This window comes from Mycobacterium sp. Soil_C_30 (genome assembly GCF_057656995.1).
On record NZ_JBDGJH010000002.1, the window covers coordinates 159,177 to 174,045 of the forward strand.

The 14,869-nt window shown below is 67.5% G+C and carries 19 protein-coding genes; 7 read left to right on the forward strand and 12 right to left on the reverse strand.

The genetic code is table 11. The features are described from left to right. Positions 1–18 precede the first annotated feature (18 nt). Together AC3A6P_RS03680 and AC3A6P_RS03685 are read left to right on the forward strand one after the other, a co-directional pair. Positions 19–510 carry a GntR family transcriptional regulator gene (locus AC3A6P_RS03680; protein ID WP_487688520.1) on the forward strand — a complete coding sequence of 164 codons (492 nt, stop codon included), beginning with the start codon at positions 19–21 and terminating at the stop codon, positions 508–510. A 448-nt stretch (positions 511–958) separates the two neighbouring features. Next, positions 959–1,240, forward strand: coding sequence for a nitroreductase family protein (locus AC3A6P_RS03685; protein WP_487688522.1), 282 nt, complete (start codon positions 959–961; stop codon positions 1,238–1,240). Between the two features lie 21 nt (positions 1,241–1,261). Here AC3A6P_RS03685 and AC3A6P_RS03690 read toward each other — a convergent pair whose 3' ends face one another. After that, on the reverse strand, positions 1,262–1,792 hold the full coding sequence (locus tag AC3A6P_RS03690) for a transposase (RefSeq protein ID WP_487688525.1): 531 nt from the start codon (positions 1,790–1,792) through the stop codon (positions 1,262–1,264). A 389-nt stretch (positions 1,793–2,181) separates the two neighbouring features. On the opposite strand from AC3A6P_RS03690, the gene AC3A6P_RS03695 reads away from it, so the two are divergent. Further along, the gene (locus tag AC3A6P_RS03695) at positions 2,182–2,391 is read left to right on the forward strand and encodes a hypothetical protein (RefSeq protein WP_487688526.1); all 210 of its coding nucleotides are present in this window, start codon (positions 2,182–2,184) and stop codon (positions 2,389–2,391) included. A gap of 402 nt (positions 2,392–2,793) precedes the next feature. On the opposite strand, the gene AC3A6P_RS03700 is transcribed toward AC3A6P_RS03695, so the two are convergent. The 3 genes from AC3A6P_RS03700 to crtI are packed head-to-tail and all read right to left on the reverse strand — an operon-like array spanning position 2,794 to position 6,295. Continuing rightward, on the reverse strand, positions 2,794–3,804 hold the full coding sequence (locus tag AC3A6P_RS03700) for a Rieske (2Fe-2S) protein (RefSeq protein WP_487688529.1): 1,011 nt from the start codon (positions 3,802–3,804) through the stop codon (positions 2,794–2,796). A gap of 44 nt (positions 3,805–3,848) precedes the next feature. Beyond that, on the reverse strand, positions 3,849–4,796 hold the full coding sequence (locus AC3A6P_RS03705; RefSeq protein ID WP_487688531.1) for a phytoene/squalene synthase family protein: 948 nt from the start codon (positions 4,794–4,796) through the stop codon (positions 3,849–3,851). After that, positions 4,796–6,295, reverse strand: a complete 1,500-nt coding sequence (gene crtI, locus AC3A6P_RS03710) for a phytoene desaturase family protein (RefSeq protein ID WP_487688534.1) — start codon at positions 6,293–6,295, stop codon at positions 4,796–4,798. The genes AC3A6P_RS03705 and crtI overlap by 1 nt, the downstream gene beginning before the upstream one ends. 121 nt (positions 6,296–6,416) lie before the next feature. Here crtI and AC3A6P_RS03715 point away from each other — a divergent pair, with 121 nt between their 5' ends. Beyond that, positions 6,417–6,974 carry a DUF998 domain-containing protein gene (locus AC3A6P_RS03715; protein WP_487688536.1) on the forward strand — a complete coding sequence of 186 codons (558 nt, stop codon included), beginning with the start codon at positions 6,417–6,419 and terminating at the stop codon, positions 6,972–6,974. 39 nt (positions 6,975–7,013) lie between these two features. On the opposite strand, the gene AC3A6P_RS03720 is transcribed toward AC3A6P_RS03715, so the two are convergent. Both AC3A6P_RS03720 and AC3A6P_RS03725 read right to left on the reverse strand, forming a co-directional pair. Next, on the reverse strand, positions 7,014–8,111 hold the full coding sequence (locus AC3A6P_RS03720) for a GGDEF domain-containing protein (protein WP_487688539.1): 1,098 nt from the start codon (positions 8,109–8,111) through the stop codon (positions 7,014–7,016). Positions 8,112–8,196: 85 nt separating this feature from the next. Further along, positions 8,197–8,391, reverse strand: a complete 195-nt coding sequence (locus AC3A6P_RS03725) for a hypothetical protein (RefSeq protein ID WP_487688542.1) — start codon at positions 8,389–8,391, stop codon at positions 8,197–8,199. 152 nt (positions 8,392–8,543) lie between these two features. On the opposite strand from AC3A6P_RS03725, the gene AC3A6P_RS03730 reads away from it, so the two are divergent. Genes AC3A6P_RS03730 through AC3A6P_RS03740 form a run of 3 tightly spaced genes read left to right on the forward strand, consistent with a single transcriptional unit; the run spans position 8,544 to position 9,932 of the window. Further along, the gene (locus tag AC3A6P_RS03730; protein WP_487689366.1) at positions 8,544–8,906 is read left to right on the forward strand and encodes a hypothetical protein; all 363 of its coding nucleotides are present in this window, start codon (positions 8,544–8,546) and stop codon (positions 8,904–8,906) included. A 27-nt stretch (positions 8,907–8,933) separates the two neighbouring features. Further along, a complete protein-coding gene (locus AC3A6P_RS03735) occupies positions 8,934–9,290 on the forward strand; it encodes a cupin domain-containing protein (RefSeq protein WP_487688544.1) in 357 nt (118 codons plus the stop codon). Positions 9,291–9,332: 42 nt separating this feature from the next. Continuing rightward, positions 9,333–9,932 (forward strand): GNAT family N-acetyltransferase, encoded by a 600-nt coding sequence (locus AC3A6P_RS03740; protein ID WP_487688547.1) that lies wholly within the window; start codon positions 9,333–9,335, stop codon positions 9,930–9,932. Positions 9,933–9,934: 2 nt separating this feature from the next. Here the strand turns inward: AC3A6P_RS03740 and mbtN are convergent, their stop codons facing one another. From mbtN to crcB (AC3A6P_RS03770), 6 genes are read right to left on the reverse strand one after another with little or no spacing between them, the layout of a single operon-like run. Beyond that, positions 9,935–11,110: a mycobactin biosynthesis acyl-ACP dehydrogenase MbtN gene (mbtN, locus tag AC3A6P_RS03745; protein ID WP_487688550.1), complete on the reverse strand. Its 1,176-nt coding sequence runs from the start codon at positions 11,108–11,110 to the stop codon at positions 9,935–9,937. Next, positions 11,107–12,693 carry a long-chain-fatty acid--ACP ligase MbtM gene (gene mbtM, locus AC3A6P_RS03750; protein WP_487688552.1) on the reverse strand — a complete coding sequence of 529 codons (1,587 nt, stop codon included), beginning with the start codon at positions 12,691–12,693 and terminating at the stop codon, positions 11,107–11,109. Before mbtM ends, mbtN begins: the two co-directional genes overlap by 4 nt. Continuing rightward, positions 12,690–13,019, reverse strand: a complete 330-nt coding sequence (locus AC3A6P_RS03755) for an acyl carrier protein (protein ID WP_487689368.1) — start codon at positions 13,017–13,019, stop codon at positions 12,690–12,692. Before AC3A6P_RS03755 ends, mbtM begins: the two co-directional genes overlap by 4 nt. Continuing rightward, complete coding sequence (locus AC3A6P_RS03760; RefSeq protein ID WP_487688554.1) at positions 13,016–14,050, reverse strand: DUF190 domain-containing protein; 1,035 nt, start codon at positions 14,048–14,050, stop codon at positions 13,016–13,018. Before AC3A6P_RS03760 ends, AC3A6P_RS03755 begins: the two co-directional genes overlap by 4 nt. Continuing rightward, positions 14,047–14,412 carry a fluoride efflux transporter CrcB gene (crcB, locus tag AC3A6P_RS03765; RefSeq protein WP_487688557.1) on the reverse strand — a complete coding sequence of 122 codons (366 nt, stop codon included), beginning with the start codon at positions 14,410–14,412 and terminating at the stop codon, positions 14,047–14,049. The genes AC3A6P_RS03760 and crcB (AC3A6P_RS03765) overlap by 4 nt, the downstream gene beginning before the upstream one ends. Continuing rightward, positions 14,409–14,807 (reverse strand): fluoride efflux transporter CrcB, encoded by a 399-nt coding sequence (gene crcB, locus AC3A6P_RS03770; RefSeq protein WP_487688559.1) that lies wholly within the window; start codon positions 14,805–14,807, stop codon positions 14,409–14,411. The genes crcB (AC3A6P_RS03765) and crcB (AC3A6P_RS03770) overlap by 4 nt, the downstream gene beginning before the upstream one ends. Positions 14,808–14,869: the final 62 nt, after the last annotated feature.

Below are 14,869 nucleotides of genomic sequence, written 5' to 3' on the forward strand. Positions count from 1 at the left end.
GACAAGCAGTATCGGAGGTTGCGCGCGGGCATCATCGACGGAACCTACGCGCCAGGCACCGTGCTGTTGGAGACCGCGATTAGTAAGGAATTCGGTGTTTCCCGAACCCCGGCGCGCGAAGCGTTGACCCGACTGACGCAGGACGGCTGGGTCGTTCGGTCCCAGCGCGGGTACCAGGTGCGGGTCCGCAATGTCGACGAGATCGTCGACCTCTACGACGCCAGGATCGCCTTGGAAAGTACTGCTGCTGAGCTGGCAGCCGAACGACGGATATCGACTGACCTGGCCCTGATCGAACACAACCTGGCAAACCGCGAAGCCTCGTTGGACTCCTCCGATCAATCCCAACTGAACAGGCAGTGGCACGTCACCGTCATCCAGGCGGCCCACAACGCGACGATCGCGCGATACCTGGACGACCTTGACAACCAGTGCCCGCATTGTGCCGGTTTCACCGGTGACGCTCCGAACTGTCCCGGTAATACCGTGTCAATTTGGTTCTTAGCTTAGGTAATGACTGTCGCGCTCGGGCAGTGGGAGGAGCCGGCGTCTGTACTAGAGATCGAGGTCGTGCCTCAGAGAAACGTCGACGTCGGCCCGGGCTACCGCCACCGTGGCGCACCCCGGCAACGGAGTGTGGTGGGTTAGATGCTGGATGCCTGCGCGTGAGTGAGGGTGGATTCGGCGGGCAGGTCACGTCGTGCTGGTGGTCGGCTCACGGCGGTATCGCCATGACGGGCCTGTTCGTCCGCGCGGTGGCGGTGCCCGGCGACGGCGCGTCCCGGAGACGCGGGCCCGAACTACCCCGACTCCCTCTTGACTTCGAGACGTTCAAATATGAACTGAGAGCACAACTTTACGGAGTCTTGGCATCGCCCGAGATGATGAAGAAGGGCGTCGGAAGGCCGTCAGACTCAATTGGCGGTTCTACAACGCCCCACTTGCCGGAATTGTATGTATGCCCCGGGGCCTTCACCATGTCGACAGTCTCGGCGTCGGCATGTACCTGCAGACGTTCATCCTTGGACTTACTGCTCGGGGGCTGGGCACCTGCGTCCAAATGCTCATCGCCGGATTCCCCGACATCGTGCACCAAGCTCTCCACATCCCGGACCACTACGAAATCCTGTGGGGTCTCGCGATTGGATACGCCGTCGACGACTTTGCCGCCAACAACCTCGACGTCCCGCGCAAGTCGATCGAGGACACGACGGTGTTCCACGAGGGACTGCCCGATTAACGGTGTCAGCGGCGTCTTCGACTAGATGGTTGCGCTGCCCGGCATGCGGTCGGCGAAGGTGATCGCGAAGGCATTCAGTGCTGGTTTCCAGCGCATCGTCCATCGCTTCTGGCCGGTCCCGGTCGGGTCTAGCGACCGGGTGACCAAGTATAGGCACTTCAGAGCGGCCTGTTCGGTGGGAAAGTGCCCGCGAGCACGGATCGCGGGGCGGTAGCGGGCGTTCAATGATTCGATAGCGTTAGTCGAACAGATCACCTTCCTGATCTCGGTGTCGTAGTCCAGGAACGGGATGAACACGCTCCAGGCGTTGCGCCACAACCGAATTGCAGCCGGATACCGGTTGCCCCACTCGGCCTCGAAGGCATCCAACGCCGCCGCGGCAGCTTCGGCGTTGACCGCGGTGTAAGTCGGTTTGATGGCTTCGACGGCGGTGCCGCCAGTTGGGATCGGCGCCAATTGTCGGTGGTGATACGCGATTGCGGTAGTCCGTTGCGGCCTGGCGTCCCGAGTGACGGCGGCCGCGCTTTGCAGGGGGCTGCTGCTGTGCGTCATCTAACTGGGAGGTCGGCGGTTCGGTCCGACTGCTCGGTGCAGTCGCTGTCGTCGCCCGGAACGGCGGCCTGCCGATTGGGGATTCGAGGTTTGCAGATCGCCACCGCCGGGACCACACGACGCGGCAGCAACCTCGACGATGAGAACTCTTGACGTCGTGTGCCAACGGCGAGGTGACGCTCAGGGGCGTATGTATGGCGGGGGTGTCGAAGGCGTTGATGCAGCCTGCATCAAGGGGCGGCAGATAGGTCGGTAGTCAGGCTGCGTTGTGGGTGTCTAGGGGTGCTGCGTGAGGTGTGATGCGTTGGGACCGTTGGGAAGGCGTAGGGGATGCGGTTTGTGGCCGCCGTGCTGCGTTTAGCCGGGCCCACGGTGGATTGGTGCTGCGGGTGCGGCGCGTTTTGGTGCGTGTCTCGGTGCTCGCAGTGGGTTCAGTGGTGATCGTGATGGTGGTGTGGTTGCGTGGCGGGCTGTCGTCCGGGTGGCGGCGTGGTCGGGATCTGGGTGAGGTCGAGTACCTCGTGGGTTTGGTGTCCCAAGGTGCGGTGTCGGTTGGATTCGGTCGCTGTGGTGGGTTTGGCGGTGTCGGGGTGAAGTGATGGAGCGGGTTGATGTGTTGTGCGGTAGTTGGATTCGTTGGGCCGTGTGGGTGGCCCCGTTGATGTTTTGGGGTGCGTCGCGGTGGTGGGAGTGGTGGTGGTTTAACCGAAGATGCTGAGCAACACGTAGTAGGCGGTGAGGAGGGTGGTGGCGCCGGCCGCGGCGGCGAGGAGGCCGTTGGCGAAGGAGCGGGTGCGGGGGGAAAGTGTGAGTGCGAAGGCGGGTTGGGCGAGGATAAGGGGGGCGTAGAGGGCGAGGTAGAGCCAGAGTAGGTAGGTAGTCTGGATACCGATAAGTGGGCCGCAGAGCAGGCCGGTCGGCTCTTGCCAAGTCGTGCGATTCTCTGATGGTGTGGGCCGGCGACGTGGGCTCTGGAGGAGGGGGCGCTGATCGGGTGACGCTCAGGTGGTGCGGGTGCGCAACGCGTACACCCGTTCGGCGTACACCAGGTCGTCGCGCCACAATCGGTTGGCCGCCAAGCGCATGAACGGCGTCATGACCGCCGATGCCTTGGGCGCGTATTTGAATCCGGACCGGTCGGAGTGCGCGATTACGGCCTCGATGACGGCGGTGCGGGGTCGCCCGTCTGGGGCCGGGCCCAATGGCGTGGCGTGGGTTTCCACGACGCTGCCGGTGCCTTCGCCCTCGACGATGTGCATGACGATGGTGCGCGGCTCCGGACAGGTGAATTCAGCGATCACCGGAACACCGACCCGGCCGATGTGGAACGTCACCGAGACGACGAAGCGGTCGAGATGTTCGGCGACGTCCTCCTCGGCGGGGGGAGCGTCGAGCACCTCCAGCGCCGCGAACGAATACGGGTGGAACCACGACCCGTGCCACGGGTCCAGACGGTTGCTGATCACGTCCCGCGGTTCGCACACCCCGGTGAGCCGCGTGACCGCAGAGATCCGGGGTTCGGCCGGCCGCGTCGGCAGAATCGGTGCATCGGTAGGGGTTTCGCCACCCACATCATCGAGCCGGACCCAGGTGAGCACACCGTCGTCGTGTGCGGGATACGGAGTCCAGCCCGGCCGGGCGTGACCGGTGAGCCGTAACCCGTGCCACGGGCACACCAGTGCACCGCGGTCGACGGCGGCGGTGCACAGGTCGGCACCGAGGTGAGGACAGGCCGCGGGTGCGACGTGGAGCTGCTGGTGATCATCGCGCCACGCGACGAGTTCGCGCCCGCCGACGGTCGCGCTGAACGGCCGGTTCCGGATGTCGGCGCTGGCCGCCAGCACGTACCAGTTGCCGCTGGGCCGGCGCAACGCCCGTTGCAGTGCCGAGTCGATGAGGGCCGGGTCGGCTTCGCGCCACGTTGCCCGCTGCTCGGCCCACCGTGCACGCGGAAGTACTTGGAACGGCGTCACTTTGGAGGCGCGACGGAGCAGGCTGGTGCGAGGTTTCACGATGGTTGCCGCCTTTCGCCAGCAATACGATGCAGCACCTTCGCTCACACCTTTCCGGTGCGCCGCCGGCTCCGCCATGCGTCGAGTAGCCCCACGCCCGCAACCTGCAGACGTCTGCGGTTGCCGACCGTGGCGCGTTGACTGAAGACCGTGAAATCCAGCTGTTCCACCCGGTCCAAGATCTCCGAGTACAGCGTCAGCGCCGCCGTGATGCAGGGACGAGAACGGGCCGCCAACAACGGAATTCCGGCGCGGGCCTTGGCATAGACCGCCCGGGTGGTCGCGAGTTGTTCCACCAGCGCGCGCCGGACCCGCGGGTCCGTGACGCGGTTGTCGTGACACCACTGCAGCAGGTCGCGGTCCACACCGTGGGCGGCGAGTTCGTCGGCGGGCAGGTAAACCCGCCCGCGCTCGAGGTCTTCATCGACATCGCGGATGAAATTGGTGAGCTGGAACGCTTCGCCGAGGGCGGCGGCGTAGGGCGCGGCCTCCTCGCGCGGGCCGACGGTGCCGAGCACCGGCAGCATCTGCAGACCAATGACCTCGGCGGAGCCGTACATGTAGCGCTTGAGCGCAGGCCGGTCCGGATAGTCGGTGATCGTCAGGTCCATCCTCATCGAGGTGAGGAAATCGTCGAACAGGTCCCAGCCGATGCGGTACCGGCGCGCGCAGTGCACCACCGCCGACAGAGCGGGGTCGTCGCCGTCTGCCTCGTCATTGACCAGCCGGTTGAACAGTTGAGATCGCAAGCTTTCCAGGCGGTCTTCGCGTTCGGCGACACTCAGCGGTGAGTCCAGATCGTCGAGGATGTCGTCGGCGCGGCGGGCGAAGCCGTACAGCGCGTGTACCGCGGGGCGCTGATCGGGTGCCAGCAGCCGGGTGGCGAGGAAGAAGGTGCGACCGTGCTCGGCGTTGAGGGTGCGACACGACCGGTAGGCGTCACGCAGCACCGGGTCTCGGACGCCGGCGGCGTCGAGTTCGGAACCGATCATCAGCGCACCACCACCGTGTGTCTGCGGCGCACGGGGGCGCCGGTGAGGCGTTCTGCAGCCAGCCTGCCAGAGATGACGGCAGTCGGCACGCCAACGCCGGGAACCGTCGATGATCCGGCCAGCACCACGTTGTCGACACCACGCACCCGGTTGGCCGGCCGGAACGGGCCCGTCTGGCTGAAAGTGTGGGCCAGCGCGAACGGCGTCCCCGCTGCCATGCCCTGCCGAGCCCAGTCGGTGGGGTCGACGACGTCGAGGACCTCGGTGTCGTCGGCGAGCTCGGGCAGGCGAGCGGCCACCTTCTCGAGCATCTGCTCGGTGTAGGACGGGCCGATCTTGGCCCAGTCGACGGTGCCGACCTCGGTATTGGGTGCCGGCGCCAGGACGTAGAGCAGGTCGCGACCTTCCGGGGCCAGTGTCGGATCGCCGACGGTGGGGCGGGTCACCAGCAACGACGGGTCGGACATCACGCGTCCGTCTTCGATGATCTCGCGGAAGGTGTTCCGCCATGCGCCACCGAACAGGATGTTGTGATGGGGCAGCGTCGAATCGCTTGCGCGACAACCGATGTGCGCCACCACCGCGGATGGCGCAGGTCGCAGCGGCAGCACCCGCCGCGGTGTGCGCCCGAGCAGCCGGTAGGTGTCCGGCAGCTCCGTGGTCAGCACCACCGCGTCCGCGGGGATCTGGTCGCCGTCGTCGGTGCCCACCGAGGTCACCGTGCCGCCGTGCCGCGCCAGTGTCGTCACCGCGGCGCCGTAGCGGAACTTCACCCCGGCTTCGGTGGCCGCCGCCGCCATGGCGTCGGGAACCGCCCGCATGCCGCCGCGGGGGAAGTACACCCCGGCCACGGTGTCCATGTAGGCGATCACCGCGTAGACGGCCAGCGCGCGCTGAGGAGGCACCCCCGCGTAGAGCGCCTGGAAGGTGAACACCCGCTGCAGGCGCTCGTCGGCGATGAACCGGCGGACCACGCTGTCCCAGCGCCGGAATCCCCCGATGGCGAGCAGGCGAGCAAGATCCGTGTTCACCAGGGACAACGGCGATTCGAAGTTGGAGCCGATGAACCCGTCGAACTCCACGCGGTAGAGCCGGGTCAGCCACTCACGCAGCTGCAGATAACCCTGTGCTTCGCGGTGACCGGCGAAGCGCTCGATCTCGGCTGTCATGGCACGCGCGTCGCTGTGGACGTCGAGTTCGGTGCCGTCGGCGAACGAGGCTCGGTAGGCGGGCGCCACCCGCATCAAGTCGAGTCTGTCGGCGGTGGACTCGCCCAGCGCGGCGAAGGCGTCGTCGAGGATCTCCGGCATGGTGAGCACTGTCGGGCCCGTGTCGATCCGGTACCCCTTGATGTCGGCGCGGCCCATCCGCCCGCCGGGATGGTCGCCGCGTTCGACGACGGTGACGTCGACGCCGCGGCCGGCCAGGTGCATGGCTGCCGACAAACCGGACAAGCCGGCGCCCACCACCACTACTTTGTCGGGATGGCGGCTGCTCACAGTGAACCGGTCTGGCGGGCGGACTGAGTCACACGGATCCCTTCGATGGTGCAGGCTGTGCGGGGACTGTTCCCATTTTCGTCATGACGAAACCACGGTGCTCATGGGGTACCAGACGTGGGTGACATCCGCACGCGCCGCCGCCGTCAGCTGGCTTGTCGGCGCCACCGTGTACCTGGTGTGTGAGGCGGTGGCGGCCGCCCGTTCGCCGGGCTACAGCTATACCGGGAACTACATCAGCGACCTCGGCACCGCCGCCGTCATGAACATCGGCGCCTTCGCGGTTCACGGGATGCTGTTCCTGCTCGGTGCGGTGTTCGCCGGCCGGGAGGCGCTGCCTTCGCGAGGCTTCGTCGCCGCGGCCGCTGTCAACGCCGTGGGCAACGTGATGATCGCCGTCTTTCCCAGCCACCTCCACACCGCGGTGCCGTGGCATGGGATCGGCGCCGCGCTGGCGATCCTCGGCGGAAATGCCGCCGTCATTCTCGGGGGACGTTCGACCTGTCACCGCGGGTACCGATGGACGAGTGTGGTGTTGGGAGCGGTGGGCATCGCCTGTCTGGCCGCGGTGGGCGGCGGAGTCCAGCCCGTGGGTCTCGTCGAGCGGGCGTCGGTGTACCCGATCATCGCCTGGCAGTTCGTCAGCGCCGTGATGCTGCTGCGCTGCGGCCGAAGGTGAGGGGTTGTCCGGGAAGCGCCAGGGGATGGCCGCGCGGGGTCAGGCGACATCCGCCTCGGCGATGTCGTCCAGTGTCCGGTGGCGGCTCTGATTTCCCCCCGCGCGCTTGGCTTCGTACATCGCGTCGTCTGCGACCGCGATCAGGTTGTCCAGCGCGTCCGGTCTCGCGTGCGCCGGCACCTCTGCCGCCGCGACGGTGACCGTGCCGATACTCGCCGACAGACGCCACGGTGTGCGCACCACTGCCAACCGCAGCCGTTCGGCCAGCGCCGCCGCGTCGGCGTCGGTGATGAGATCGGCGATCAGGAATTCCTCACCACCGGCGCGGGCCACCACAGCCGAGCGGCGGGTGCTGTCACGCAGCGCACGGCCCACCGAGACCAGAGCGCGGTCGCCCACGGCGTGGCCCTTGGTGTCGTTGAGGACTTTGAACTTGTCCAGATCGACCATCGCGATCATCAGGAACCGGGTGTCGCCGGCAGACGTGTGATCCACCAACTCACCGGCCTGCCGGTAGAACGCGCGGCGATTGAGCAGCCCGGTCAGCGGATCGGTACGTGAGTTGAGCGCGTCGATGCCCAGCACCTGGATCAGGGCCTGGCAGGTGAACGGCACCGAGATGTTGGCGACGAGGACCAGCACCAGCATCGCGACGGCCAGTACCGCATCGGTGCCGGCCAGGCGCGCGGCCAGTACCGCGGCCGTCGCGAACGCCACCAGGAAGTTGACCATCATCACCCGCGCGGTGTGGAAGAAGGCGATGTAACCGCCGATGGCGGCGAACACCGTGCACGACGTGAGCCCGGGCTGCGGGGCCACGATCAGGCACGCCGCCGAGATGCACAACGCCGACACGATGACGAACAGCGAGGACCTGCGTTTGCTCGGCCAGGTGCGCGTCACCCACAACGACGCCAGGGCCGCGCAGCACACCGCGATGGCTACCGCGGTCACCCGGCTCACGGCGCCCTGTGGCCCGGCTGGGCTCAGCGTCAGCGTCACCGGCAGCGCGCCCAGGCTCACGACGGTGAGAACCATGACCACCCGCGCGGCAGGAAGCGCGCCGAGGCCGGTCAGGTAGGTGGACAACCATCCGTAGTGGTCGGGCTGATTCCACCACCGGCGGATCAAGGGCACCAAGACGTCCCCGCTTTCTCGAGTCTGTGGCTCCCGGGGTCAGGCTATCAACAGTTTGCGCAAACTGTGTATCCGTTTGCTCAGGTCACAGATCACTGCCATTTCGACCACCGAGGAACTCGAGCAACGTCGGGTCCGAGGAGATCACCCGGTCCATCTCCTCGCCCCCGTCACATCGGTACAGCCCTACGGTCACCCGGTCGCCGCTCCGGTCGAGGACCCGCCACACACCGCCGCAGTCCTGCCAGCGTTGCAATGTCGCCACCGCGTCATCGGTCATGCAAACAGTGTCACCCGCTGCTCACGACGGGGACGACCTTCCTTTTCGACGGTGACCGAGGGCCCTTGCCGCGGGATGCGGGCCGGTGCTGGACTGGCGCCGTGGACACAGCGTGGGCGGTAGCTGTCGCGGCCGTGTTCGTGTGGGTGGGCATGGTGCTGGCGATCTCGTTCCTGGAAGCACCGCTGAAGTTCCGGGCGCCGGGGGTGACACTGGCGCTGGGGCTGGGCATCGGGCGGTTGGTGTTCCGCGCGCTCAATGGGTGCGAGGTGGTTCTGGCAGTGCTGGTGCTGGCGGCGACGCGGGCGAACTCCGTGCCGGTGCTGGTCGCCGCCGCAGCGCTGGCGGTTCAGCTGGTGTTCATCCGGCCCGCGCTCACGCGCAGGTCGGATGTCGTCCTGGCCGGAGGTGAACGCCCCCGCTCCCGCGCCCACCACGGCTACGTCGGTGTCGAGGTGGTGAAGGTGGTAGCCCTGCTCCTAGCGGGCATCCTGTTGCTGGCAGAAGCGACGTAGATCAAGCACCCGAATCAAGGAGGCGCTATGCAGTCGATACCGCTCAACCTCGTCATCGACGAACTGCTGGCCGCTGCGCGCAGTACCGGATCGGGCCGCGCGGCGCGCACGATCCACGGCGGGCAGGAACACTTTCTGAGGCAGACGGTCATCGCGCTGATCCAGGGCCGGGAACTGGGTGAGCACGAGAGTCCCGGTGAAGCCACCCTGCAGGTACTGCAGGGGCGTGTCCGGCTGCGGGTCGGCGACACCAGTTGTGAAGGCGTGGCCGGCGATTTCGTGGTGATCCCGCCGGCGCGGCATGCGCTGTCGGCCGACGAGGATTCCGTGGTGCTGCTGACGGTGCTCGCCGACCGTGACAAAGCGGTTGACGCCCGGGTTTAGGTAACCCTAGCCTCACCAGCTCCGGTAGGCTCTGCGGTCACCATGACTGACGTGCTGCCGATCCTGCCCCGTGAGCTCACGGACATCTCAGACGCGGTTCGTGCGGTACCGCCGCCACCGATTCCGGAACTGCCCGAGCCCTACTCGATCCGGCTCGTCGATCCTGACCGCGACGCCGCCATGATCTCGGAGTGGATGAACCGCCCCCATCTGGCGGAGGCATGGGAGTACGACCGGCCGGTGCACTGGTGGCACGGCTACCTGCGCGCGCAGTTGGCCGGCGAGTACTCACGACCGTTGATCGGCAGCTTCAAAGGCGAGGACCACGGTTACGTCGAGGTCTACCGCGCGGCCAAGGATTCCATCGCCCCGCGCTACGACGCCGACCCCTGGGATCTGGGTCTGCACGCGGCGATCGCGGATCTGAACGTCGTCAACCGTGGATTCGGCCCGATCCTGTTGCCGCGCTTGGCGGCAAGCCTGTTCAAGATCGAGCCGCAGTGCCGGCGCATCATGTTCGACCCCGACCACCGCAACAGCGGCGCACGGCGGCTGTGCGAGTTCGCGAAATGCGATTTCCTGGGTGAGCACCAGATGTCGAACCGGCGCATGGCGCTCTACGCGATGAACCGTCCGGCCTGACGTTACGGGGCTGCGCCGCCGATCATTTCGTGGTAGCCGTCGAAGTCCGGTTTCATGGCCGCGGCCACCAGCTCCCACAACACCTCATCGGTGCCGCCACCTACGCGCGCCAGCTTCATGTCGCGCCACCACCGGCCCAGCGGGGTCTCGTCGACCAGATACCCCGAGCCGCCGAAGATGTGCATGCACTCCGAGAGCACTTCCTCACCGAGCCGGGCCGCCGTCACCTTCACCGCGGCCGCGGCCCGAAGATCCAGCCGCCCTTGTGCCGCAATGCCATTGAGCCCGTGGCGCAACAGGTCCACCCGGGCCTGCAGATCTGCCATCCGCAGCCGCAGGGCCTGGTGCTCGAACAGGGTGGCGCCGAACTGGCGGCGTTGCACCATGCGGGCATGGGTCACACCGAGAACCCGTTGGCACGACGAGGCGACCTGTCCCGCCACGGACATGCGTTCATGCGCCAGCCCCCACGAGATGGCCGCCAGCCCGGTTCCCGCCCGCGCGACCAGATGGTCGGCGGGCACCCAGGTGTCGATATGCACCGCCGCCGTGTCCAGCGGGCCGGCACCCACCTTGCGCCACGGTTCCTGGACCTCCACCTGCGTGGTGGGCACCGCGATCACCAACACGTTGCCGTGCCTGCTCGTCGCGTCGTGATCGACGCTGCGGGCGACCACCATGATGTGGTCGGCGATGGGGGACAGTGAGACGAACTTCTTGACACCGCGGATCTCGTAACCGTCACGCGCCGAACGGACCTCGGTCTCGACGATCTGCAGGTCGGAGCCGCCCGATTCCTCGGAGGCCGCGATGCACAGCACCGCCTCACCGTCGATGGCCTGTTCGCAGATGGACTTGAGGTGGTCGGACCTGCCGAAGCGGCGCAACAGTGCGATCGCCGAGTCGTGCAGGCTGACCCCGACACCGATACCGGCGGAACCGAGATGGCCCAGCTTGAAGGCCAGTTCGTTCAATTTCGCCACATCGGGATGCTGTTCACCCGCGGGGCCCCACTTGCTGCGGAACACCCCGCTGGTGCCCAGGTGTTCGATCAGTTTGCGCGGGAAGCGCTCGGAAGCCTCGGCTTCCGCAGTCCACGTGACGATCTTGTCGTCGAACACCTCATCGAGGAGTGCGCGGAAGGCGTTGATATCGCCGGCGTTGACGGCCACGGTCATACGCGTACTGCCTCCAGGTTCTGCTTGATCTCCAGGCGCCGCAGCTTTCCCGATGACGTCCGCGGCAGGGACCCGGGCGCCAGGAACACCACGTCGGCGGGTACCACGCCGCACTGCGAGGCCACCCGCTGCACGAGATCGCTTCTGGCGCCGGACTCGTCGGGTCCACGGAACTCCGCGACGATGATCAGCCCGGGCCTGGCGGAGTCGCCGTCGGCGGCCACCGCCGCGACCGCGCCTTCGCGGACACCGCGTACCTGTGCGGCGACGCTCTCGACCTCGCTGGGGAAGATGTTGCGGCCCGCCACCGTGATGAGTTCCTTGACCCGGCCGCACACCACCAGGCCGGAATCGGTGAGGTAACCGAGATCCCCAGTGCGGAACCACTCACCTTCAGCAAGGGGTACCTGACCCAGATAGCCGGACATCATCGACGTGCCGCGGATCTCGACCTCACCGATGCCGCGGTCGCCGACTCCGAAACGTTCGGATTGTTCGGTCGGGGTGACCCGCAGTTCCATGCCGGGGATGGGCTCGCCCAAGACCGCATGCCTGCGGACGGAATCAGTTGTGGGATGGAGGATCTCGTCGAACAGCAGGCCGGTGCCCGGCCTCGGGGAGGTGACCGCGCAGGTGGACTCGGCCAGTCCGTAGGACGGTGCCGCGGCATGCGGATCGAGTCCAAAGCGGGCCAACTCGGTGAGGAACAGCTGGAATCCCTCGCAGTCGATCGGCTCACCACCGTTGAGGGCGAAGCGCAGTCGGCTCAGGTCGACATCGGGGATGCGGCGGGCGTACTTGCCGAGTACCGAATATGCGAAATTGGGTGCGGCGGTGAGGCTTGCGCGGCTGTCCGAGAGCCAGGTGAGCCAGCGGAACGGCGATGCGGAGAACGCCGAGGTGGGCGCGAGCCACATCTCGCCGCCGGTGAAAAAGCCCGTCAGCAGAAACGTCAGGCCCATGTCGTGATACAGCGGCAGCCAGGTGCAGCCGACGTCGTTGCGGGGGTCGGTCCTGGTGTGCGCGAGCACTCCGCTGACGTTGTTCATCACCGCTTCCGGCGAGAGCATGGCGGTACGCGGAGTGCCGGTGGACCCCGCGGTGCCCTGCAAGACCGCCGGCACCCCGATCGGTGTCGGCTGCGCAGTCAGCGTGGTGGAACGCCGGGGGTGGCCCACGGCGCCGACGTCGTGCACAGTCAGTCCGGAATCGTTGGCGCGCAACAACTCCAGATACGTGCCGTGGCTGAACACCTGCCGCACGCCGATGCCGGCGAAGCGCTCGGCCGTCGAATGGGCCCACTGCTGCTCGTCGGCGCCGCGGATCGGGCCGGGCAGGATGGACAAACTCCGACCCGCCAGCCAGGCGCCCTGGATGCCGGAGACGAATTCGACGGTCGGTTCACCGACCAGTCCGACAGCACCGTCCGGGCCCTCGAGTATGCGCTCGGCAATGTTCTCGGCGCGGGCATGTACTTCCTGCCACGGGTGACGGACCCAGTCCCCGCTTTGGCGGTCCAGTATCACCAGATCGGCGGTGGACCCCGTCATGGCCCGCGACAGTGCGGTCGCGAGGACACTCACTGGCCGGCCGGCACCTTCGCCAGGATCGCGGCCTCCAGGTCACCCACGGTGTCGCAGGAGAGCAGATCCTCCTCCGAGAGTGCCACGCCGAGCTTGTCCTCGATGGCGACCATCCCGACGGCGAACGCCACCGAATCCAGACCCACGTCGTCGATGAGGCGCGAGTCGCGGGTCACCCGGCTGGTGTCGACGTTCAAATCGTCGCGCAGGATCTCCTCGAGGGCGGCACTGACCGCTTCCGGGGTTGACGTCTCCATGCGGTGGGACGTTACACCGCAAGGTAAAGCAAGGCTACGCTTACCTCCCGCCGAGGGCGCTGAGGTCAGCCGATCTCCAGGCTGCCGCGACTGTGCTCACCATCCAGAGCAAGCACCGCGGGCACCGCCTCGACGGTGACCAGCCCGGAGTCCGCGGTCAGCTCGTCGACAATCGGGTAGACGGCCGCGATGGTGTCCGCCGTGTCGATCAGCACGGTGCTCACCGGCACATGCCGCACCAGCTGCAGGAACCGGTCACCGTGCGGGCGTTGCCCGTCGCGATACCCCCAGACCCCGCGCAACGCCGTCGCGCCACTGGACACCCCGGATTCCTTCAGCCGCCGGATCAGCGCCCGGTGCACCGGTTGCCCGTCTTGCCGAGTGTCTTCGGCAGTGCGCACCGTCAGCTTCCGGTACCCGGCCCCGCCCGGCTCGGCGCACCCGGCCAGGATCCTGCCGTCGTCCTTGCAGATCCGGATCCGTTCCGCGGCGAGGTGAGCGTCGGGCAGCATCGCGCGCAGCTCCGTGATCGCCTGGCCGGCCTGCGCGGCGGTGCCCACGCCGGAAACCACCAGTGGCACATCGGCATTCCGGCTGACGAAGCGGGCCCGCCGCCGCTGCCCGGCGACGGTACCGTCGACCCCGAGGAAGACCTCGGCCGCGCCGAAACCGAGCCGGTGCAGGACCGCCGTCACGGCCAGGTGCCCCGGTGTCTGCCGGCGGCACAGAAAGAGCGACAGCCGCACCGGGTCGCCCGGCACGGTGTCCAGGGACGCGCGTTCCAGCGTGATCAACCCACGGCCGGTCATGGTCGCCACCTCCTCGGCCACCGCGGTGAGGCGATCGGCGGTGTCGACGGCGGTGATGGTGACGGGCGGGTCCTCCGACATGCTCAGCGACCGGTCGCTTCGGACGATGTTGGTGGGACCGAAGCTCGCGATACCGCGCAGCATCACGCTGGTGGCCACCCCGCGTCGCTCGAACAGATCGAGCAGCGCCTCGGCCAGGAACCGGCCGGCAACGCGTTCCCGCTCGGCGAAGTACGCCGTCAGAATCAGCGTCGCCTCGCTCGCTGCGCTTCCTCCGCTCGCTCGACTCACACGAACCCCGCCAGCCATTGACCCAGCAGCGCCGCAGGAATGCCGAGCGCGATACTGACCACGACATTGCTCACCGCAGGCCAGATCTGGCGCTCCTCGGCCAGGCGATGCGTTTCCAGCATCCAGGTGGAGAACGTCGTGTAGGCGCCGACGAACGCGGTACCCGCCAGCAGCGCCGCCTCGTGGCTGAGCACCAGCCCGCCCAGGAACCCCAGCACCAGCGCGCCGCTGATGTTGACCGCGAGTGTGCCGTAGGGGAAAGGGCGCCCGACCCGGCGGGAGACCGCGCGATCGAGCATGAACCGTGCGACGGAGCCGAGGCCGCCGAGCACCATCACGCCAGCCCACACCCACACGCTCATGGCCGAACCCGGGCCCGTCGCACCAGCGCGGTCGCCAGGTACACCGCTGCCAAGCCGGCGACAACGCTGGCCGCCACGTACCCGGCTGCCAGGCCGTACTCCCGGTGCTCGATCATCCGCAGCGTCTCTACCTGCATGGTCGAGAACGTCGTCAACCCGCCGCACAATCCGGTGCCCAGCAGTGGCCTGCGGTAACTGGACAACGGCAGCCGTTCCAGCAGCCGGGTGGTGAAGTAGCCGAGCAGGAACGCGCCGACGATGTTGACCAGGAACGTCGCCCACGGCCACTGGTCCGGATGCGGCGCGGCGACGGTGGCCAGCACCGCGCGGGCCACAGTCCCCAGCGCGCCGCCGGCGAACACCGCGGCGAGCTCGCGGTTGTCATGTCCGAACACAGCAGACAGTCTGACTCAGGCAGTCGGGCCCGGTCTCCTTCGCCTGGCTCGTGCCTCGCCAG